Origin of the sequence: Streptomyces sp. NPDC057002 (assembly GCF_042673825.1) — a bacterium.
GTDB lineage: Bacteria > Actinomycetota > Actinomycetes > Streptomycetales > Streptomycetaceae > Streptomyces.
Genome location: NZ_JBHURZ010000002.1, coordinates 722,601 through 741,509 on the forward strand (window position 1 = coordinate 722,601; position 18,909 = coordinate 741,509).

19 protein-coding genes are annotated in these 18,909 nt (G+C 71.0%); 11 read left to right on the plus strand and 8 right to left on the minus strand.

Annotated features, from left to right (window positions below; all coding sequences use genetic code 11):
* Window positions 1-79: 79 nt before the first annotated feature.
* Window positions 80-601 (minus strand): DinB family protein, encoded by a 522-nt coding sequence (locus ACFT32_RS11345; protein ID WP_382488187.1) that lies wholly within the window; start codon window positions 599-601, stop codon window positions 80-82.
* 49 nt (window positions 602-650) lie between these two features.
* Window positions 651-1,259: a DJ-1/PfpI family protein gene (locus ACFT32_RS11350; protein ID WP_382488188.1), complete on the minus strand. Its 609-nt coding sequence runs from the start codon at window positions 1,257-1,259 to the stop codon at window positions 651-653.
* 106 nt (window positions 1,260-1,365) lie between these two features.
* Between ACFT32_RS11350 and ACFT32_RS11355 the strand changes: the two genes are divergently transcribed.
* From ACFT32_RS11355 to ACFT32_RS11375, 5 genes are all read left to right on the plus strand, one after another.
* Window positions 1,366-2,283, plus strand: a complete 918-nt coding sequence (locus tag ACFT32_RS11355) for an LLM class F420-dependent oxidoreductase (RefSeq protein ID WP_382488189.1) — start codon at window positions 1,366-1,368, stop codon at window positions 2,281-2,283.
* Window positions 2,284-2,656: 373 nt separating this feature from the next.
* Window positions 2,657-3,604, plus strand: a complete 948-nt coding sequence (locus ACFT32_RS11360) for a glutathione S-transferase C-terminal domain-containing protein (protein WP_382488190.1) — start codon at window positions 2,657-2,659, stop codon at window positions 3,602-3,604.
* Window positions 3,605-3,708: 104 nt separating this feature from the next.
* Window positions 3,709-4,911 carry an LLM class flavin-dependent oxidoreductase gene (locus ACFT32_RS11365; protein ID WP_382488191.1) on the plus strand — a complete coding sequence of 401 codons (1,203 nt, stop codon included), beginning with the start codon at window positions 3,709-3,711 and terminating at the stop codon, window positions 4,909-4,911.
* Window positions 4,912-4,932: 21 nt separating this feature from the next.
* Complete coding sequence (locus ACFT32_RS11370) at window positions 4,933-6,330, plus strand: NtaA/DmoA family FMN-dependent monooxygenase (RefSeq protein WP_382488192.1); 1,398 nt, start codon at window positions 4,933-4,935, stop codon at window positions 6,328-6,330.
* Between the two features lie 277 nt (window positions 6,331-6,607).
* Complete coding sequence (locus ACFT32_RS11375) at window positions 6,608-7,033, plus strand: hypothetical protein (RefSeq protein WP_382488193.1); 426 nt, start codon at window positions 6,608-6,610, stop codon at window positions 7,031-7,033.
* 31 nt (window positions 7,034-7,064) lie between these two features.
* On the opposite strand, the gene ACFT32_RS11380 is transcribed toward ACFT32_RS11375, so the two are convergent.
* Entirely contained in the window at window positions 7,065-7,466 is a 402-nt protein-coding gene (locus ACFT32_RS11380; protein ID WP_382488194.1) for a DUF5958 family protein, read from the minus strand.
* 24 nt (window positions 7,467-7,490) lie between these two features.
* Window positions 7,491-7,679, minus strand: coding sequence for a hypothetical protein (locus tag ACFT32_RS11385; protein ID WP_382488195.1), 189 nt, complete (start codon window positions 7,677-7,679; stop codon window positions 7,491-7,493).
* Window positions 7,680-7,769: 90 nt separating this feature from the next.
* On the opposite strand from ACFT32_RS11385, the gene ACFT32_RS11390 reads away from it, so the two are divergent.
* Entirely contained in the window at window positions 7,770-8,519 is a 750-nt protein-coding gene (locus ACFT32_RS11390) for a hypothetical protein (protein ID WP_382488196.1), read from the plus strand.
* A gap of 46 nt (window positions 8,520-8,565) precedes the next feature.
* Here the strand turns inward: ACFT32_RS11390 and ACFT32_RS11395 are convergent, their stop codons facing one another.
* Window positions 8,566-10,074: an MFS transporter gene (locus ACFT32_RS11395; RefSeq protein ID WP_382488197.1), complete on the minus strand. Its 1,509-nt coding sequence runs from the start codon at window positions 10,072-10,074 to the stop codon at window positions 8,566-8,568.
* Between the two features lie 223 nt (window positions 10,075-10,297).
* Between ACFT32_RS11395 and ACFT32_RS11400 the strand changes: the two genes are divergently transcribed.
* The gene (locus ACFT32_RS11400) at window positions 10,298-10,957 is read left to right on the plus strand and encodes a TetR/AcrR family transcriptional regulator (RefSeq protein WP_382488198.1); all 660 of its coding nucleotides are present in this window, start codon (window positions 10,298-10,300) and stop codon (window positions 10,955-10,957) included.
* A 7-nt stretch (window positions 10,958-10,964) separates the two neighbouring features.
* Here the strand turns inward: ACFT32_RS11400 and ACFT32_RS11405 are convergent, their stop codons facing one another.
* Complete coding sequence (locus ACFT32_RS11405; RefSeq protein ID WP_382488199.1) at window positions 10,965-11,309, minus strand: glycoside hydrolase family 97 C-terminal domain-containing protein; 345 nt, start codon at window positions 11,307-11,309, stop codon at window positions 10,965-10,967.
* A gap of 43 nt (window positions 11,310-11,352) precedes the next feature.
* On the opposite strand from ACFT32_RS11405, the gene ACFT32_RS11410 reads away from it, so the two are divergent.
* Complete coding sequence (locus tag ACFT32_RS11410; protein ID WP_382488200.1) at window positions 11,353-11,886, plus strand: AAA family ATPase; 534 nt, start codon at window positions 11,353-11,355, stop codon at window positions 11,884-11,886.
* Here the strand turns inward: ACFT32_RS11410 and ACFT32_RS11415 are convergent.
* Complete coding sequence (locus ACFT32_RS11415) at window positions 11,840-12,799, minus strand: LysR family transcriptional regulator (protein WP_382488201.1); 960 nt, start codon at window positions 12,797-12,799, stop codon at window positions 11,840-11,842. The two genes, ACFT32_RS11410 and ACFT32_RS11415, sit on opposite strands and share 47 nt — an antisense overlap.
* 95 nt (window positions 12,800-12,894) lie before the next feature.
* On the opposite strand from ACFT32_RS11415, the gene ACFT32_RS11420 reads away from it, so the two are divergent.
* Entirely contained in the window at window positions 12,895-14,055 is a 1,161-nt protein-coding gene (locus ACFT32_RS11420) for a nuclear transport factor 2 family protein (RefSeq protein WP_382488202.1), read from the plus strand.
* A 1-nt stretch (window position 14,056) separates the two neighbouring features.
* Window positions 14,057-14,488: a cytidine deaminase family protein gene (locus ACFT32_RS11425; protein WP_382488203.1), complete on the plus strand. Its 432-nt coding sequence runs from the start codon at window positions 14,057-14,059 to the stop codon at window positions 14,486-14,488.
* Window positions 14,489-14,518: 30 nt separating this feature from the next.
* On the opposite strand, the gene ACFT32_RS11430 is transcribed toward ACFT32_RS11425, so the two are convergent.
* A complete protein-coding gene (locus ACFT32_RS11430; RefSeq protein ID WP_382488204.1) occupies window positions 14,519-16,705 on the minus strand; it encodes an endonuclease in 2,187 nt (728 codons plus the stop codon).
* Window positions 16,706-16,875: 170 nt separating this feature from the next.
* On the opposite strand from ACFT32_RS11430, the gene ACFT32_RS11435 reads away from it, so the two are divergent.
* Window positions 16,876-18,909 (plus strand): glycoside hydrolase family 2 protein, encoded by a 2,034-nt coding sequence (locus tag ACFT32_RS11435; RefSeq protein ID WP_382488205.1) that lies wholly within the window; start codon window positions 16,876-16,878, stop codon window positions 18,907-18,909.

Consider the following 18,909-nt stretch of genomic DNA (forward strand, 5'->3'; position numbering starts at 1 on the left):
TCCGCCTCCCAAGTCCTGTGCGGTGCAACGATGTTGACCTTACGGGACCTGGGGGCGATGCCCTGGTCGGCGCCCCGGGTCAGCTCGGGCGCATCGCGGTGCCTGGCACGTCGCTGAGGAGCTGCTCGCGAAGGATCTCGGCGTGGCCGCAGTGCTGGGCCAGCTCGCGCAGCGTGTGGAGGTAGACCCAGCGCAGCGGCAGCGGGCCCCGGCGGTTGCCTTGCAGGACGTCGTCCAGCGTCAGCTTCTCCGTCGCTCGACGGGACGCCGCGCACGCCTGCTGATGGGCCTCCTGGATCGAGGCGATCGTGTCGTCGTCCTGGAGGTCGAACGACTCGTCGGGCGTGTCGGGAATGCCGATCTCGCTACGGGACCGGCAGGTGATCGCCTCGTCGAACCAGACCTTCTCGACGAACGTGGCGTGCTTGACCAGGCCGAGCAGGGTGGTCCTGGACGGGACCAGCGACCGGCGCGCCTGCTCCTCGGTCAGCCCGTTGAGACTGTCGTACAGAGCGGATCGATGCTCATCGAGGAAGACCTCGAACTGATCGCGGAACGCCGCGTGGAAGACGGTGGGATCTGTCGTTGACTCGAAGACCATGAGCGCAACGATAGGCCGGTCAGGAAGTGTGCCGTACGGCGTTGAGCGATCAGCGCACTGCGGCCTCGCCTGTCTGGACGGCACGCAGGGCGCGCTCGACCGTCTCCTGGTTCTCGCCGACCGGAGCCACGTAGTCGAGGACGCCGTGTGCGGCGTCCTGCCCGAGCGTGCGGGTGATCACCCACGTCGCGAGGTACTGGGACGCCAGACACCCGCCCGCCGTGGCGATGTTCCCCTCGGCGTGGAAGGGAGTGTCCAGCACCGTGACGCCGGAGCCTTCGACGAAGGGCCGGCTCTTGATGTCCGTGCACGCCGGCATGCCCTCCAGCAACCCGAGCCGGGCCAGTACCAGCGCCCCGGAGCACTGCGCACCGATCAGCTGTCGCGAAGGATCGAGCCGCAGCCGGGAAACCAGCCGGTCGTCGGCGACCACCTCGCGCGCCTTCACTCCGCTGCCGATCAGCACGACATCGGCCTCGGTCACGAACTCCATCGGGCGCTGCCCGGTCACCTCCACGCCGTTCATCGAGGTGACCACCGGCGTAGGCGTCGTGATGAAGGCCTCCAAGCCGTCCTTGCGGCACCGGTTGATCAGCGCGGAAGCGATGAAACTGTCGAGCTCGTTGAACCCGTCGAAGGTGACCACGGCTACCTGCATCACAACTGCTTCAGCCCCCTATGAGCACGGCGCGGCACGCCAGGCGTTCATGAGCCTGTCACAAGCGAGCAGGAATGCCGGTCGCGAGGAGGCCGGTTGCCCGGGTATGACCATCGGAGTAGCGCTTCCCCTTCACCACGAGATCGACGGCACGGTGCGGCTGGCGCGGGAAGCCCACGAAGCCGGATTACGGTCCGCCTGGTTCGGGCAGACCTTCGCCTACGACTCACCCACGCTGGCCGCGATCGTCGGCCGCGAGGTACCCGGGCTGCACGTCGGGACCTCCGCGATCCCCGTCTTCGGCCGCCATCCGCTCCTCATCTCCAGCCAGGCCCAGACCGCCCAGGCGGCGACCCGCGGCCACTACCACCTCGGGCTCGCGCTCGGCACCAAGTACTTGACGGAGACCGGCTTCGGCATCCCGCACGAGCGCCCCATCCGCCTGCTCAGGGAATTTCTCACCGCCCTGCGCCAACTCGTCGAGACGGGCAGCGCCGACTTCCACGGAGAGCTGCTGACCGCCACCACGCCCTTGCCGGGTGCCGTGCCGGGTGCCGAACCGCCCGTGCCGCTGCTGGTCGCGGCCATGGCGCCGCAGGCGCTGCGCGTCTCCGGTGAACTCGCGGACGGCATCCTCCCGTACCTGGCCGGCCCACGCGCCCTCGCCGAGCACATCGTCCCGGCCGTCACCGCCGCGGCCGAGTCGGCCGGCCGGCCCGCGCCCCGCATCGTGGCGTTCGTCCCCGGAGTGGTCACCGCCGACGCCGAGAGCGTGCGCGAGAAGGCGGCCGAGACGCTCGCCTTCTACGAGCGGTTTCCGTCCTACCAGCGCGTCATCGGGCTGTCCGGCGGCACCCGGGCCGTCGACCAGGCCGTGATCGGGGACGAGGAGACCGTCGCCGCCGAGGCCGCCCGATACCGGGAAGCGGGGGCGACGGAGGTGGTCTTCACGACGACGGACCTGGGCACCGAGGCCGACCGGCGCCGCACCTGGAAGCTGCTCGGAGAGCTGGCGAACGGCTGAGGCACCGGGCAGGAGGGAAGCGGCGGAGCCGCGGCGGGTGCAGGCCCTCTTGACGTGGCGGGAAAGCCGCCTGACACTCCAGAGCAGAGATCCCTAGTGCATCGGTAGGAAATGATGGAGAGACTGGAGCCGCCCGCCGACCGCGCGTCGCGCGCGGGCCGGTGGTCTCTGCTCCTCACCTCCCGCCGGCACATCGATCTCCTGCGCGTCTGCAGCGCGGCGAACCCCCTCCGCTGAATCGGCGGCGCCCCCGGCGCCGCGACCCCGCCGCGCACGGGTACGCGCCGACGCCGCCGCGCCCCCGTCCCCCACGTGCGCCGCCCTTCGCCGCACCTCCCAGAACCACAAGCCGGACCCGGACCCAGGGAGACACATGCCCGCCGCACCCCTGACCACCGTCCCGTCCCTCCCCACACCGCCGCCGTTCCGGGGCAGGATCGGCTGTGACGCCAACAGCGGCTACTACGCCGCGCCGCGCCGCTACCGCCTCCACCTCTCACTGTCCTGCCCCCACTGTCTGCGGATCGCCATCACCCACAGTCTGCTCGGCCTCGAGGACACCCTCCCGGTCGTGCTGCTGCCGGCCCTCCCGGACCGGCCCGACGGCGGACACTCCGAGCTGAGCCCCTTGTACGAGGCCAGCTCGCACCGGCATCCCGGGCCGGCCCTCGCACCGGTGCTGAGCGACACCTGGACCGGGCGGATCGTCACCACGCACTCCTCGCACATCCTCCGGGACCTGGCCCGGTTCTCCGGCGACGACGGCACCGACCGTCCCGTCCTCTACCCGCCCGGCGCGGAGGAGGAGACAGAGGCCGTCGAACGCCTCTGTGACCACAGCGTCAACGAGGCCGCACAGCGCGCCGGACAGGCCGACACCGACGCCACGGCACGCCACACCGCCCTCGGCTCCCTCCTCCGGGTCCTCGGCTCGCTGGAGTGGCGCCTCGCCGACCAGGCCTACGTCCTCGGCGATGAACTGACCGCCGCCGACGTGCGGTTGTGGGTGGCCCTGGTCCAGCTCGACACCGTGCACCGACTGCACCTGGACGCCGCAGCGGTCCACCGCGTCGCCGACCATCCGCACCTGTGGACCTACGCCCGACGGCTCGCCGCCCACCCCGCCTTCGGCCGCCATCTCGACCTGGACGGCATAGCCCGCAGGCACCACGCCCATTGCCAAGGGCTGGAGGCCGCCGGGGCGGCGGTACAGATCCTCGACTGGGCCGTTCACATCGCGGAAGGGCCCGCCCGGCAGGACCCGACCGGCTTCATGGAACCGCAATACGCCCTCCACCTTCGACCGCCCAACTCCGCCTAACCTGCGACGACATGGGGCCCGCCATACCGGAACATGGCGGGCCCCGTGCCCTCCCTCGGGAGGGCTGGTGATCCCGTACGGCCGACCTGGAAGGCACCCTTCTCGTGTCCGCACCTCCCCCTCTCCACCTTGCCGTCGCGCTGGACGGCACGGGCTGGCACCCGGCGGCATGGCGTGAGCCGGGCGCCCGCCCCCAGGACGTGTTCACCGCCGGCTACTGGGCCGGCCTCGTGACGGAGGCCGAACACGGCCTGCTCGACTTCGTGACCTTCGAGGACGCGCTCGGGCCGCAGTCCTCGCACCCCACAGAGCCGGACGAGCGCACCGACCAGGTGCGGGGCCGGCTGGACGCCGTACTGATCGCCGCCCGGATCGCACCGCTGACCCGGCACATAGGGCTGGTGCCGACCGTGGTCGCCACCCACACCGAGCCGTTCCACATCTCCAAGGCGATCGCCACCCTGGACTACGTCAGCACCGGCCGCGCGGGCCTGCGCGTCCAGGTGTCGGCACGGCAGAACGAGGCCGCGCACTTCGGCCGTCGCACCTTCCCGTCCCTCCGCACCGAGGACCGGGACACCCCGGCCGGCCGGGACCTGATCACCGAGCTGTTCGAGGAGGCCGCCGACCACATCGAGGTGGTACGCCGCTTGTGGGACAGCTGGGAAGACGACGCGGAGATCCGCGATGTCGCCACCGGCCGCTTCATCGACCGCGACAAGCTGCACTACATCGACTTCGAGGGCAGGCACTTCAACGTCAAGGGCCCCTCTATCACACCCCGGCCGCCGCAGGGACAGCCCCTCGTCAGCGCGCTCGCGCACCAGAGCGTGCCCTATCGACTCGTGGGCCGTTCGGCCGACATCGGGTACGTCACCCCGCACGACACCGACCAGGCCCGGGCCGTCGTCGCCGAGATCCGTGCCGCCCGGGCCGAGGCAGGGCGGGAGCACGAGCCGCTCCATGTCTTCGGTGACCTGGTCGTGTTCCTGGACGACGGCCCCACGGCGGCGGCGGATCGCAAGGCCCGTCTGGACGGCCTGGCCGGCTACGCGTACACCAGCGACGCCGAGATCTTCACCGGCACGCCCGGACAGTTGGCGGACCTGCTGCTGGAGCGCCGCCGGGCCGGCCTGAGCGGCTTCCGGCTGCGCCCCGGAGTGATCGGCCACGACCTCGAGCGGATCACCCGTGGCCTGGTACCGGAACTGCAACGCCGAGGCGCCTTCCGGCACGCCTACGAGGCGGACACCCTGCGCGGGCTGCTCGGGCTCGCCCGCCCCGCCAACCGCTACGCCGCGGCCTGAAGCCGGAGGAGTCCTACGACCATGAGCGAACCGACCAGGGGCGAGCGCGTGAAGCAGATCCATCTCGCGGCCCATTTCCCCGGCGTCAACAACACCACCGTATGGAGCGACCCACAGGCGGGCAGCCACATCGACTTCAGCTCGTTCGCGCACTTCGCACGCACCGCCGAACGCGCCAAGTTCGACTTCCTGTTCCTCGCCGAAGGACTGCGACTGCGTGAACAGGGCGGCAGGATCTACGACTTGGACGTGGTGGGGCGCCCCGACACCTTCACCGTCCTGACCGCCCTCGCAGCCGTCACCGAGCACATCGGCCTCACCGGCACCATCAACTCCACCTTCAACGAGCCCTACGAGGTGGCCCGGCAGTTCGCCAGCCTGGACCACCTGTCGGCCGGACGCGCCGCCTGGAACGTCGTCACCTCCTGGGACGCCTTCACCGGCGAGAACTTCCGGCGCGGCGGCTTCCTCCCCCAGGAGGAGCGCTACTCCAGGGCCAAGGAGTTCCTGGCCACCGCCACCGAGCTGTTCGACTCCTGGCACGGTGACGAGATCGTCGCCGACCGGGAATCCGGCATCTTCCTGAAGGACGCGCAGGCCGGGGCCTTCGTCCACCAGGGACAGCACTTCGACATCGCGGGCCGGTTCAATGTGCCGCGCAGCCCGCAGGGCCGCCCGGTGATCTTCCAGGCGGGCGACTCCGGCGAAGGCCGTGAGTTCGCCGCGTCGAGCGCCGACGCCATCTTCAGCCGGCACAGCACCCTGGAGGCCGGCCGGGAGTTCTACAGCGACGTCAAGGGACGCCTGGCCCGCCACGGCCGAACCCACGACCAGCTGCTGATCCTCCCCGCGGCGACCTTCGTGCTCGGCGACACCGACGCCGAGGCGCGGGACCTCGCACACGAGGTGCGACGCCGGCAGGTCAGCGGGCAGACCGCGATCAAGTACCTCGAACACGTCTGGAACCGGGACCTCTCCGGCTACGACCCGGACGGCCCGCTGCCCGACATCGACCCGGACCCCGGCGAGCACACCATCGCCCGCGGCCGGGCCAGTGTCCGCATGTTCCGCGATCCGATCGCCGTCGCCAGGCAATGGCGCGAGCGCGCCGCGGCGGAGAACCTGTCGATCCGCGAGCTGGTCATCGAGACCACCGGCCGACAGTCGTTCATCGGCTCCCCGGCCACCGTCGCCGAGACCATCAACGACTTCGTCCAGGCGGACGCCGCCGACGGCTTCATCCTGGTCCCGCACATCACCCCGGGCGGCCTGGACGAGTTCGCCGACACCGTCGTCCCGCTGCTCCAGGAACGCGGGGTCTTCCGCCACGACTACACCGGCACCACACTCCGCGACCACCTCGGCCTGTCCCACCCCGACAGCCACACGGAGCCGACGCTCCGGCGAGCGGCTTCGTAACGTCCCTGGCCGGCACGCCGACGCGGGCGGCTCCGGCGACGGGACACCCGGGGCCTCGGGGTGGCAGCGCCGCGCTGTCCCTCACCCTGGGCGATCGCGTGCGCGGCCAGCTGATGACGACGGACGGCACGGTCGGAGGCCGGCCACCGGCGGCCGCCGTCCTCCCGCTGCTCACGCGTTTGGCGGCCCTTCGCGAGAGTGAGTGCCGGGAGCGGTCGAGGATTGACACGACATACGCGGCAGAACAGCCGGCCGCTACCCCGGAGGAGGCATCCACATGCGCCGTGCAGGTTTCGTCGTCGCCGCCACGACCGCGCTCACGCTGGGGCCCGCCGGCCAGGGGTGGGCGGAGACCACCAGCGGCGACATCACGACCAGCTGGGGAGACCGGGCCCGCATCCAGCTGACCTGGGTCGACCGGAACTCCTTCCACAACGGCGCCCTGGCCGTCGCCGACCAGACCTGCGACGACCTGTCCGTCCACGCCACCCTCACCATCCAGACCGGATCCGGCGCCGCCCGCCCCCTGAGCGATTACCACAACACCGACGGCTGCGACACGACCGCCGACTTCCAGAACATCGCCGCCTCCGACCCGACCGGCATCAGAAGCCTCACCATGACCTTGTGCCGCAGCGCACCCGGAACACCGGAGGAGTGCGAGACCGGGTACATCGCCGCGAACCCCTACTACGGCTCCTGATCTCAGGCCGGCGTGGCGCCGGGCCGGAACCTCACTCGCGGCCGCGTCCCAACTGGTGCCATTCATGACAGCACCCGTCGGCACAAGCCCGCTCTCGCCGCCGCGCGTCCGCGAGTCCCAAGACCTGGAGCAGCAAACGAAACGCCCTGACTCGCTCGTACAGCGGCGTCAACCCGGCGACCTTTCCCAACTGCTCGTCGATTCGTCCCCGCGTGACCAGCACCGACGGGGTGTGCGTCGGCCTGAGCCCGGACCGCCGGATGCCCTCCAAGGCATCCTCGGCGGTGGCACGTGCCTGGACGCAGAACTGGTGCAGTTCCCGCAACACAGCGGACTGTTCCGCGTCGGCCAGCTCCTCGAACCATGCGAGCCCCTCGGCCGGCGGGCGCATGCCCTGGGCGAGCTCGTTGAGAATCAGAGAGCGCTCATTCACTTGCCGCACCTTCCGGCTCGGCTGTCAGTCTCTTGGCGTGTCCAGTACATAGGCGTCCTCGTCCTCCGGGAAGGGCTTCGGGCCGGTGACCCAGCCCGCCGCGAGGACTAGGCCCGATGGACGGGTGAGGAAGCCGAAGGGGCGGTCGAAGATCGCGTGGGCCTGGATCGTCTCGTGTCGCGGCTCGGGCCGGTCCTCCCAGCCCAGCCACACCGCCGTACTGTGCCGATCCCGCGATCCCGGTCGGCTTCACCGACGCCGCCGCGTTCCCAGTTCGAAAACTGCCTGTTCTAGCCTGGCCCGATGACGTACGAGGGGGATTTCCGGGTCGGTGACGTGCTGTCGGTCGCCTGCCCCTTCACGCCGACCAGAGTCGAACGAGGCGTGATGTGGGGCCACGTGTCGGTGCGGTGGCCGTGGTGGCGCATCGACACCGACAGCGACTTCTGTCACTGGAACGGGATCGTGGCCTTGGGCGTGGACAGCGGCAGGCAGGTCTCGCCGGAGGCCGAGGCGGAGTTGTTCCGGACCGACCCGCCGCCCGAGCATCTGGAGCCGGGGGACATCTGCCGGGTCGGGGTGCCGCCGACGGTGGTCCACGTGACGGCTGTTGACCACCACGACCCTCCCCTGGAGACAGGCTGGCTACCGCGCCCCGGGCTGACCGTGGCTGTGCTGCGCCGCGGTCTGTCGTACCGGGAGTTTCCGGACGGCAGCCATCTCGACGGTTCGGGCTACACCGTCCACCCGGGTGACGGGATCCCCTTCACCTTTGAGTTGTTGATGCGGCCCTACGCGTTTCTGCAGCTGGGCGACGAGATCGCCGACGCTGCGGGGCGGGCATGGCGATTCGACGGCCCTTGGGACTGGGCCGCTTTTGACGGAGCGGGGCCCGGTGCGGGCCCTGAGTGGCCGCTCGTCCTGCTGGCCCGTTCAGGGGCGCCGTGCTCCATCGTTGACGCGGCGGCAGTCGCCGAAAGCACGGCTACCGGTTCCCACCAGGAGACCGTCCGGCACTGGATGTCTCTCACCGAGGCATCGCCCACGCCCTAGTCCTTCCGCAGCCGTGCGACCGGGGCCGGAACGCCCCGGCCGGGCCTCACATGTGCACCACGGGTGCCGCGTCGGGGTCGGTGGCCGGTACGTCCCGCCGGTAGAGGACGACGCTGATGACCAGACCGGCGGCGAAGAAGGCGGCCGACCACCAGTAGGCGGTGGAGTAGCCCTCAAGACCGGCCTGCGCGAGGACGGCGGGGTCCTTGGGGTTGCGGCCGACCAGGTAGTCGGTGACGGCGCTGGTGGAGAGGGTGTTGAGCAGGGCCGTACCGAGTGAGCCGCCGACCTGCTGCATGGTGTTCACGGCGGCGGAGGCGACCCCGGCGTCCTCGGCCTTCACCCCGGCCGTGGCCAGGCTCATGGCCGGGGCCATCACCAGGCCGAGGCCGAGTCCCGCCACGATCAGCGGAGGCAGGATGTCGGTGGCGTAGCTGCTGCTGAGGCCGAGGCCGGTCAGCCACACCATGCCTGCCGCTGCGAGGCCCATGCCCAGCGGCACGACCGCCTTGGGCCCGATGCGGGGGATCAGCACGGTGGAGGCGAGCGTCGAGGACAGCATGAGCGCGCCGACCATCGGCAGGAAGGCCAGTCCGGTCTTGATGGGGGTGTAGCCCAGGCTCTGCTGCAGGTAGTAGGTGAGGAAGAGGAAGACACCGAACATGCCGGCGCCGGTGATCAGGATGGAGACGAAGGAGGCGCCGCGGTTGCGGTCGAGCAGGACGCGCAAGGGCAGCAGAGGGTGGGTGGAGCGGGTCTGCCACCAGGTGAACGCGGCGAGCAGGACGGCACCGGCGACCAGGAAGCCCCAGGTCTGCACGGAGCTCCAGTCGTGGCTCTCGGCGTTGGCGAAGCCGTAGACCAGGCAGAACAGTCCGCCGGAGACGAGGACCGCGCCGGGGATGTCGATGGTGGCGTTCTTGTCGCGGGTGGTGCGCTGGAGCAGGAGGATGCCGCCGACGCAGGCGACAGCGGCGAAGACCAGGTTGACGTAGAGGGTCCACCGCCAGTCGAGGTGCTCGGTCAGGAAGCCGCCGAGGAGCAGGCCGATGGCGCCGCCCGCGCCGGCGATGGCGCCGTACACGCCGAAGGCCTTGGCGCGTTCCTTGGCGTCGGTGAAGGTCGTGGTCAGCAGGGACAGGGCGGCCGGAGCGAGCAGGGCGCCGAACAGACCCTGCGCGGCACGCGCGACGATGAGCACCTCGAAGCTGCCGGCGGCGCCTCCCAGCGCGGAGGCTCCGGCGAAACCGACCAGGCCGACCAGGAAGGTCATCTTCCGGCCGAACAGGTCGGCTATGCGTCCGCCGAGCAGCAGCAGGCTGCCGAAGGCGAGCGCGTAGGCGGTGACGACCCACTGCCGGTCCCCGTCGGAGAAGCCCAGATCCTTCTGGGCCGAGGGAAGCGCGATGTTCACGATCGTCCCGTCCAGCACCACCATGAGCTGGGCCAGTCCGATGACGGCCAGGATCCACCAGCGGTGAGGCGATGGTGTGCCGGCGGACGGAAGTGAGGACACGGGGGCCGCGCCGGCCGTGTCGGTGGAGGTCTTGGGCATGACGGGACTCCAGAGGAAGCGGGGTAGGGGGTCGGACGGCCGGTGGTGATGCGGTGCGGGACGGCTGCGTCGATGGAGCGCGTCACGTGGAGCGGCCGATGCGAGGGGGCCGCTGCCTGACACCTGTCAGATTAGCCCTAATCTGACAGGTGTCAAGTAAGGTGGAGGGTCCCTAGGATGGCCCGGAGCACGAGCAGCGCAGAACGCACGTATGGAGGCAGTCGTGGGAGCAAAAGCCGGATCCGGTCGACGGCCGGGGCGCCCCGGCGCGGACACTCCCGCGGTCCCCGCCGAGGAGAGCATCCTGCGGCGCGGACTGGAGGCCTTCGCCGAGCTGGGCTACGACCACGCCTCCGCGCGCGAGCTGGCCCGTCGCCTGGGCGTCAGCCACAACTTCATCAACGACCGGTACGGCTCCAAGGCGGCTTTCTGGCGCGCGGTGGTGGACCACGCGCTGGGAGCGCAGCTGGCGCGCCTGCCGCAGGTGGACGACGCGGTCGACGACGCCGAGGCCCTGCGGCGGATCATCACCGGCTTCTATCTGACGGCCGTGGACGAGCCGTTGATCGGACGGCTCTTCGTCAGCGAGTTCGCCCAGGACTCCGAACGGCTGGACTACCTGTTCGAGCACTACATCGCGCCGACCCTGCAGCTCATGGAGCCCGGCATCGAGCGGCTCGTGGCCGCGGGGCGTATGGCGCCCGTCCCGATGCACGTGCTGTTCTTCGCGGTCATCCCGCCCGTCTCGGGCATGGTGGAGGTCCCTCTGGCGCGCCGCCTCGGCCGGCCCGACGCCGCCTCACCGGAACAGCTCACGGCCACGGCGGAGGCCCTGGCGGCGCTGGTGGTCAACGGCCTGCTGGCGTCGGGATCAGTGAATTGAACCGACGTCAGGACTCCCTGCGACGCACGGAGGGCCTGCCCGACTCGCGACTGCCCCTCGGCGTGCTGCGGCGCAGGGCGCGGTCGGTGCCGGAGGTGTCGGCGAACAGCCGGACCGTGGCGGGGCGGCGTATGCCGAGGTCGCGGAGGTCGAAGGAGAGCCGCTGCGCCCGGCCGGTGGGCGGCGTGTAGCCGGGCGCGGAGGAGTCGAGGCCGGGGGAGATGGTGAGGGTCCTGCCGTTGACGCCCGCGACGTACCAGGTATGGCCCTTGCGGCGGGCGACGACGACATGGCTGCCGGGGTCGGCGGCCAGGAAGCGTGTCTCGTCCCAGGCGACCGGGACGGTCCTCACTGCTCACTGCGTCGCGAGGGCACTCGCTAACCTGACCGCCGTGATGGTGGGCACCGAAGAGACCCGGCTGGTCGTCCTGCGGGGCAACAGCGCCTCGGGCAAGTCGTCCGTCGCGGCCGCGCTCCGCGAGAAGTTCGGCCGTGGCCTGGCGCTGGTCGGCCAGGACAACCTCCGCCGCATCGTCCTGCGCGAGCGCGACCGGCCCGGTGCCGCGAACATCGGCCTGATCGACCTGACGGCCCGCTACGCGCTGGACGCCGGATTCCACGTCGTGGTCGAGGGCATCCTCTACGCCGACCGCTACGGCGACATGCTCGCCCGGCTGCGCGCCGACCACCGGGGCCCGAGCCACAGCTACTACCTGGACGTACCGTTCGCCGAAACCCTCGCCCGGCATGCCACCAAACCGATCGCCGACGAGGTCGGCGAGGCACAGCTGCGCGACTGGCACCGGCCGCTCGATCTGCTGCCGGGCGGGATCGAGACCGTCATCGGCGCCGGCAGCGCCCTGCACGAGACCGTCGAACGCATCATGCTCGAGACGGGCCTGGACCGCCTTCCCGCACTGGACCGCTGACCGGCGCGGCGTGGGCCGCCGCCGGGCGGATCGAGGCGAACGCCGTGGCGAGATGGTCGAGCAGGGGCGTTGCGGCAGGGTGCGGGTCGCGGCGCGGGGTGATCGTGTAGATGCCGCGGGCCGGGGGGTCGACGAGGTCCACGGTGGTGACGTCGGTCCGCAGGGCGCGTGTCAGCACGCCGGGTATGAGCGCGATGGCGTGACCGGTCGCGACCAGGGCCAGCTTGCCGGGCAGATCGGCCGCGACGAGGTCGATGCGGGCGCTGACTCCGGCGCGGGCGGCGTGCTGGCGCAGCAGCGCCGCCGAGCCGTCGTTGTCCTCGGCCCAGCTCTGGTCGGCCAGGGCGTGGATGTGCACCGGTCCGCGCCCGGCCCGCGGATGGTCGACGGGCAGTGCGACGACCATGTCGTCCAGCCCGAGGAAGCGTCGTTCGACCCGCGGGTCCTGGGGCAGCCCCGGCGGGGCGTCGGTGACGACGGCGACGTCGAGATCGCCGTCGAGCACGCGGTGGTGCAGCTCCGGGCTCAGGGCGGGGAGCAGACTCCACCGGAGGGATCCGGTCTGCCGCAACAACGCCCGGATGGCTTCGGGCACGATCCCCGTGGCCAGAGATGGCGTGGCGCCGACGGCCAGCGGCCGGTTGAACGCCCCCTCATGGGCGTCCCGCACGGCACGAACGGCGCGGTCGGCCTCGTTCAGCGTGGTCTGGGCGTGGCGCCGGAACACCTCGCCGGCGGGCGTCGGACGGACGCCGCGCGCATGGCGTTCCACCAGGGGCACGCCGAGCTCCCGCTCCAGACCTGCGATCTGCCGGGAGACGGCCGACTGCGTGTGATGGAGCTCGGCGGCCGCCGCCGACAGCGACCCCAGACGGCACACGGTCACGAACGTTCGCCACACCGTCAGCTCCATGGCGCCAGTATGCCCAGCGGGTATGCGAGTTGCGCAGGGCAGGGCTGCGAAGTCTGCGCTTGTCGCAGCCGGCGCGGTGCACGAGTCTGGCGCGCATGACCACACCACACACGATCGCCGTCCTCGGCCTGGGGCGCATGGGCAACGCGATGGCGACCCGCCTGACGGCCCAGGGCCGGCACGTCGTCGGCTGGACCCGCTCAGGGCGCACGGAAGATGCCGTCGAGACGACCGCCGATCCGGCCGAGGCTGTGGCGAAGGCCGGCCTCGTGCTCCTGGCGTTGTTCGACGGCCCGGCCTGCCGACAGGTCCTCGACGAGGTCCGTGACGTGCTGCGCACGGACACGATCGTGCTGAACACCAGCACCGTCGCGCCCGCCGAAGCGTCCGAGCTGGCCCGGCGATCCGGCCCGTCCTACGTCCATGCGCCCGTGCTCGGATCCGTGCCGGCCGCCGCCGCGGGCGCCCTGCGGATTCTCGCCGCCGGCGACCACGACGCGGTCGACCGCGCCCGGCCGGTTCTGGAGACGCTGGGCACCGTGCGGCGCGTGGACGACGCCTCCACCGCCGCGGCGCTCAAGCTGATCGCCAACAACAGCCTCGCCGGTGCCGTCCTCGCGCTGCGTGACTCGCTGCGGCAGGCCGACGCCCTCGGCCTGCCCCGCGCCCAGGTGCTGGACGTCCTCGAACTCGGCCGGCTCGGCGGACTCGTGACCGCCAAGAGACCCTTCCTCGCCGGAGAAGCGGCCGCTGTCACGGCCGAGTTCACCATCGGTGCGCTGGCCAAGGACATGGCCCTGCTGGCCGCCGCGTCGAACACCCCGCTGCGCGGCGCGGCCGGCCTGGCCGATCCTCCCGCCGACCCCGAGGCCGACATCGCCGTCGCCGCCACGGTCCCCGCGGTGGCGGACGCCGTGCTCGAACCGCTCCGCGCCTACATGCGCGGACACGCCACCGGCGACCCCGCCCATTTCCGCGAGGCGTTCCTGCCCACCGCGCACATCGAGGGAATGAGAGACGGGGCGTTCGTCTCCTGGCGCCTGGACGAGTACTGCGCTCTCTTCCCGGGCCGGCCGGCCCCGGACGAAGCGACCCGCTCCCGTCGCATCGACGCCGTCGATGTCCACGGCACGGTCGCGACCGCCACCATGACGCTGCGGCACGGCGCTGACCTCTTCACCGACATCTTCCTGCTGGTCCGAGCCGACGGCGGCGGCTGGCGCATCGCCAACAAGGCTTATCACCGACACTCGTGACATGACGAAAGCGGAGAAGACGACCACGCGGACGCACCACGTCGACCACGAACTCATCGAGGCAGCGGCTGACATCGCCCGCACCCGTTGCCGTGGCGACAACCACACCATGGCGGCCGCGGCCCGTGCTCAGGACGGGCGGATCGTCACGGCGGTGAACGTCTACCACTTCACCGGAGGCCCCTGCGCCGAGCTGGTCCTCATCGGCGCGGCAGCCGCCCAAGGGGTCCACGAGCTGGACACGATCGTCGCCGTGGGCGACCGCGACCGGGGGGTCGTCCCTCCGTGCGGCCGGTGCCGTCAGGTTCTTCTCGACTACTTTCCCGCCCTCGAGGTGATCGTCGGCGAGGGCGACCGCGTCCGAGCCGTCCGTATCACCGACCTGCTCCCTGAGAGCTATGTCTGGGCCGACCACCAGGGCGACGCCGAGTAGGCCGCCGTTCGGGGCGAGTCGGCCCGGGGCTCAGGGCCACACCCCGGAGAAGTCGATCTCGCGGGCCCACTCGGGATGGTCTATCAGCGGATTCCGGTTGCCCTGTATCTCCGCGATGGCCGCGTTGCGGTGCAGTTCGTACTCGGTGACCGCCTCGCCCTCGTGCCACCGCAGCAGGACGGGCAGCCGGTCTTCGGGGAACTCCTGCGCGACGTCGCCGATCTGGCCCGGATACCGCAACAGGAAGTACAGGGTGGCGCGGGCGACCACGCCCCTGCACTTCTCCGGCTCGAATCCCACGCTCTCGCGCTTCCCGCACGCGTCCCGGACGGTCTCCTCGTAGTCGGGGAAGTCGAAGTACGGGAAGTTGCTGCGGTAGCTGTTGCAGCCGGGCTCGCACGCGAACAGATGATGCAGGTCGCCCCGCATGGGCTCCTTCTCGTGGAACCACGACTGCGGCACCACGTGCTCGCAATTGAACGGCAGCGACGCCTCCAGCGCGCGGAACTCGGCCTCGAATTCCGCCGGTCCCGCCGTCCGCTCCCGCAGCAGCAGTTCCTGCTCGCGGGCCAGCCGGGCCTCCTCCACGGCCGCGTCGGCCCGGATGAGCTCCTCGGCGGAGAAGGGCTGGCCGGAGTAGATGCTGCGCAGCCGCCCGTCCTTGTGCAGGTCGACCCACGGGTAGACCAGCCGCATCGGCTTGTACCTGGGCCTGGGCGTATGGGTCTCGGTCAGCAGCGTCGTCAGCGCGCGGCGCAGAGCGTCGCCGTCGTCGGTGCGGACGTTCGCGTAGTACGCGGTGCGTGCGGCGGCGTCCGCGGACCGGTCGTAGTACGCGCGTTCCCGGGCGAGCCGGTGGTTGGTCAGGGCCGCGTCCACGTCCTTCCCGACCGCTGAGACGACGTCCGGCCGCTCGGTCGGGGGCGGCTGTGGTGTCGGCGCGAGTGCGGGCAGGGGAGCCGAGAGGGTGGCCGAAGGAGGCGAGGAGGTGCCGAAGTCGAGGGTGATCCGCAGCGGGAGGACGACCTGGGCGGAACCGTCGGTCGCGGACGACCGGGCCTCGGCCCGTGAACCGTCGGCACCCGCCAGGGTGGGCCCGCCGTTGAAGGACGGCATCGGCGGCGTGCTCCGCTCGGGAGACGGGTCCAGCTCCGTGGTGAACACCTCGTCCCGCAGCCGTGCCGCCTCACCGGTCAGCGGTGCCTCGTGCAGGGACCGCAGCACACGGCTGATCCGCACCCCCTCGTTGGCACGCCAGGCCAGTTGCTGCTCGCCCGTCTCCGGCCGCCACACCGTGCCGTCGACGCTCAGCGGCCGGCCCTCGGCATCGGTCTTCGGAACGGCCGAGTGGTGCAGTGCGACGACTTCCCACTGGTCGTTGAAGACCGGAGAACCCGAGGACCCCTCCCGGGTGTCGGACTCGTAGTGCAGGAACCGCTCCAGCACGTCGACGATCTGGTTCTCGCGCAGCGCGATCTGCTTGGGCTCGCCTCTCGGGTGCTGGATGATGTTGACGAACTCCCCGATGACGGCCTTGCCTTGCGCCTCACTCAGGATCAGCCGGCCGAACGACGACAGCGCCTCGCCCTGCGCGCCGCGTGGGGCCACCGCGACGAGGGTGTAGTCCAGCGCCCGGTCGGTGACGAAGCACCGGAGCGGCTCGAGCTGGAAGACCGCCGGCACGAGCGGATTGCCGTCGGCGCCGTCCTGGAAGGCGAACGCGACCTTGCTGCGGCCCGCCTCCTGCGCGTCGCCCAGGACATGGTTGTTGGTGAGCAGCAGGGAGGGGGACACCATGAAGCCGGTGCCGTGTCCGCCTCCCGGCCCGGTGATGGTGATCCGGCCGACCGAGCGCGAGACCTGGACGCCCTCCTCCAGGAACGCGACCGGGGTGAGGTTGTTGCGCCCGATGAGGCGCTCCAGTCCCAGCGCCTCACTGGTGAAGCCCTCCGGAGGCAGACCGAGCGTGCTCCCCGCGCTGCTCGCGGGTTCGGTCGGTGTCCGCTCGATCGCCCGCGCCATGGCCCAGTCGGCACCGAGACGCGCCAGCCGCTTCTCGACCCGCTCGGGGGTGTCCGCGTACAGCACGCCACGCGTCTCGAGGACGGACCGGTTTCTTTCACGCTGTTCGGTGCGATTCCCGAAGCGTGCTGCGGCCATCGTCAGTTGCGACAGATAGTCCGACTCTCGTTCCGAAGCGAGTTCCGCCGTGGCCATGATCCGCCTCCCGGCCGTCATCCCCATATACCGATGCTTTCAGACGTGAGATACATGTGCAAAAGGGGCAAAAGGCGCTCGCATTCGGCTCGATGGGAAGCCACCTCGGCTCAATTCATTATTTATGAATAATCCTTGACAGGGTTGTGGCGGCTCCCCAGGCTTCTGCCATGACCGAACCCAGTCACGGACTCCCCACCCGCCGCACCGTCGTCACGGCACTCGGCGCGGCCGGCCTGGTCGCCCTGCCGGCCTGGCCCCAGACGGCCCGTGCCGCGGACGGCGGCCCGGTGCTCGACACCCACCCGGCCACCGAGCCGTCCGGCACCCATGTGCGCGAGGTCGGCGGCACCGACGTCGTCTTCCAGTACGGCGCTGTACTCCCCGCCTTCGACGGCTGGCGCACCCGTGAGCCCACCCGTGACTACCTGTCCCTGGACCGGCGGTGGCGCTTCCGCTTCGACCCCGGCAACCAGGGACTCGGCGAAGGCTGGCAGTCCCCGGACCTCGACGACCGGGCCTGGGGCCTCATCGACGTGCCGTCCGCCTGGGATCTGCTGGACACCCCCGGATTCGGCTCGGAGACCGCCCCCTTCGGCAAGGGCACGGCGTTCACCGACGGCTACGCCTGGTACCGGACCGCCGTCGACGTGCCCGGGTCCTGGCGTGCCCGGCATGTGCGCATGGCCTTCCTGGCCGCCGGCTACAGCGCCGAGGTCTGGCTCGACGGTGTGCGTCTCGGCAAGCACGAAGGGGCCAACTCGCCCTTCGCGCTTCCGGTGTCGGGGGCGCTCCGGCCCGGCAGGCGCCAGACGATCGCCGTGCGGGTCTTCCGCCGGGCGAGCTACACCGACTACACGGCCACGCCGCCCCAGCCGGTCACCGACGACCACGAGATCCCGTACAAGCCCGTCGACTACTGGCCTTACGCGGGCCTGACCCGCTCGGCTTGGATCGAGGCGGTTCCGCGGGTCACCATCGCCAAACTGCTCGCGGTCGGCGCGAACGGACGCCTCGAGGCGCGCGCGGTCGTCGAGAACCACGGGACCTCCGCCTTCGACGGCTGGCTCACTCTGGACCCCGGCCGGGAGAGCGGCGGCCGGCCCGTCGAAATCCCGGCCCGGATCGCCGCCCGGTCGGCCGGTGTCGTACGCGCGTCGATCCGCGTCCCTCACGCCCCACGATGGAGCCCGGACTCACCGCACACGCTCACCGCCCGCGCCACCCTGACCGCCAAGCGGCCCTCGGGACCGCGGGTGGACACCCTGTCCACCGTCTACGGCGTACGCGAACTGACCGTCGCGGACGCCAAGTTGCGGTTGAACGGCAAGCCCCTCTTCCTCAAGGGCCTCAACTGGCACGAGGAGACGGCCGCACACGGCAGGGCCATGACGACCGCCGACTACGACCGGGAACTGGGCCACATCACGGCACTGGGCGCCGACTTCATCCGCAACTGCGTCTACAACCGCCACCCCTACGTCTACGACTGGGCCGACGAGCACGGCGTGCTGGTGATGGACGACATCGACACCATGTGGCTCAACACCGCCCAGGAGAAACTGCAGACCGAACGCTACGGCCTCGCCCGGGCCCAGGCCCTGACCATGGCCTGGAACCAGCACAACCACCCCTCGGTGATCCTCTGGGGACTGCAGAACGAGTCCGAGATCGACGCCGACGGCGCTCCCGTGTACCGGGCCTGGCTCGCCGACCTCAAGGCGGCCGTGAAGGCGGTCGACCTCACCGCCCGGCCCGTGACCTGGGCGTCCAGCACCAGCAACGACCCGGCCTTCGACCTCGCCGATGTCATCGGCTTCAACGAGTACTTCGGCTACTTCTACGGCAAGGACGCCGACCTCGGCCCCACGCTGGACGCGGTGCACGCGAAGTATCCCGGCAAGCCGATCCTGATCACCGAGAACGGCACCTGGTCCCTGGCCGGCAACCACGGCCCCGGCACCACCGAGGGCACGGAGGAGTGGCAGGCGGCCGGTTTCACCGCCCACTGGACACAGGTGGTCGCGCGCAGCGAGTTCGTCGCCGGTTTCACCTACTGGGTCCTCAAGGACTACAAGCAGCGGGCCGGGTACAACCAGGCCTACAACGGCATCTCCGTCATGGGCCTGCTCACCTTCGGCGAGGAGCGGCCCAAGCTCGTGTACGAGGCGTTCCGGAAGGCGACCGGCCCGCGGACCGGGTGA

What these genes read in the sequence shown, in the direction of transcription:
- ACFT32_RS11345 (WP_382488187.1), bottom strand. Translation starts at nt 601, where the DNA reads ATGGTCTTCGAGTCAACGACAGATCCCACCGTCTTCCACGCGGCGTTC.
- ACFT32_RS11350 (WP_382488188.1), bottom strand. Translation starts at nt 1,259, where the DNA reads ATGCAGGTAGCCGTGGTCACCTTCGACGGGTTCAACGAGCTCGACAGT.
- ACFT32_RS11355 (WP_382488189.1), top strand. Translation starts at nt 1,366, where the DNA reads ATGACCATCGGAGTAGCGCTTCCCCTTCACCACGAGATCGACGGCACG.
- ACFT32_RS11360 (WP_382488190.1), top strand. Translation starts at nt 2,657, where the DNA reads ATGCCCGCCGCACCCCTGACCACCGTCCCGTCCCTCCCCACACCGCCG.
- ACFT32_RS11370 (WP_382488192.1), top strand. Translation starts at nt 4,933, where the DNA reads ATGAGCGAACCGACCAGGGGCGAGCGCGTGAAGCAGATCCATCTCGCG.
- ACFT32_RS11375 (WP_382488193.1), top strand. Translation starts at nt 6,608, where the DNA reads ATGCGCCGTGCAGGTTTCGTCGTCGCCGCCACGACCGCGCTCACGCTG.
- ACFT32_RS11390 (WP_382488196.1), top strand. Translation starts at nt 7,770, where the DNA reads ATGACGTACGAGGGGGATTTCCGGGTCGGTGACGTGCTGTCGGTCGCC.
- ACFT32_RS11395 (WP_382488197.1), bottom strand. Translation starts at nt 10,074, where the DNA reads ATGCCCAAGACCTCCACCGACACGGCCGGCGCGGCCCCCGTGTCCTCA.
- ACFT32_RS11410 (WP_382488200.1), top strand. Translation starts at nt 11,353, where the DNA reads ATGGTGGGCACCGAAGAGACCCGGCTGGTCGTCCTGCGGGGCAACAGC.
- ACFT32_RS11415 (WP_382488201.1), bottom strand. Translation starts at nt 12,799, where the DNA reads ATGGAGCTGACGGTGTGGCGAACGTTCGTGACCGTGTGCCGTCTGGGG.
- ACFT32_RS11420 (WP_382488202.1), top strand. Translation starts at nt 12,895, where the DNA reads ATGACCACACCACACACGATCGCCGTCCTCGGCCTGGGGCGCATGGGC.
- ACFT32_RS11425 (WP_382488203.1), top strand. Translation starts at nt 14,057, where the DNA reads ATGACGAAAGCGGAGAAGACGACCACGCGGACGCACCACGTCGACCAC.
- ACFT32_RS11430 (WP_382488204.1), bottom strand. Translation starts at nt 16,705, where the DNA reads ATGGCCACGGCGGAACTCGCTTCGGAACGAGAGTCGGACTATCTGTCG.
- ACFT32_RS11435 (WP_382488205.1), top strand. Translation starts at nt 16,876, where the DNA reads ATGACCGAACCCAGTCACGGACTCCCCACCCGCCGCACCGTCGTCACG.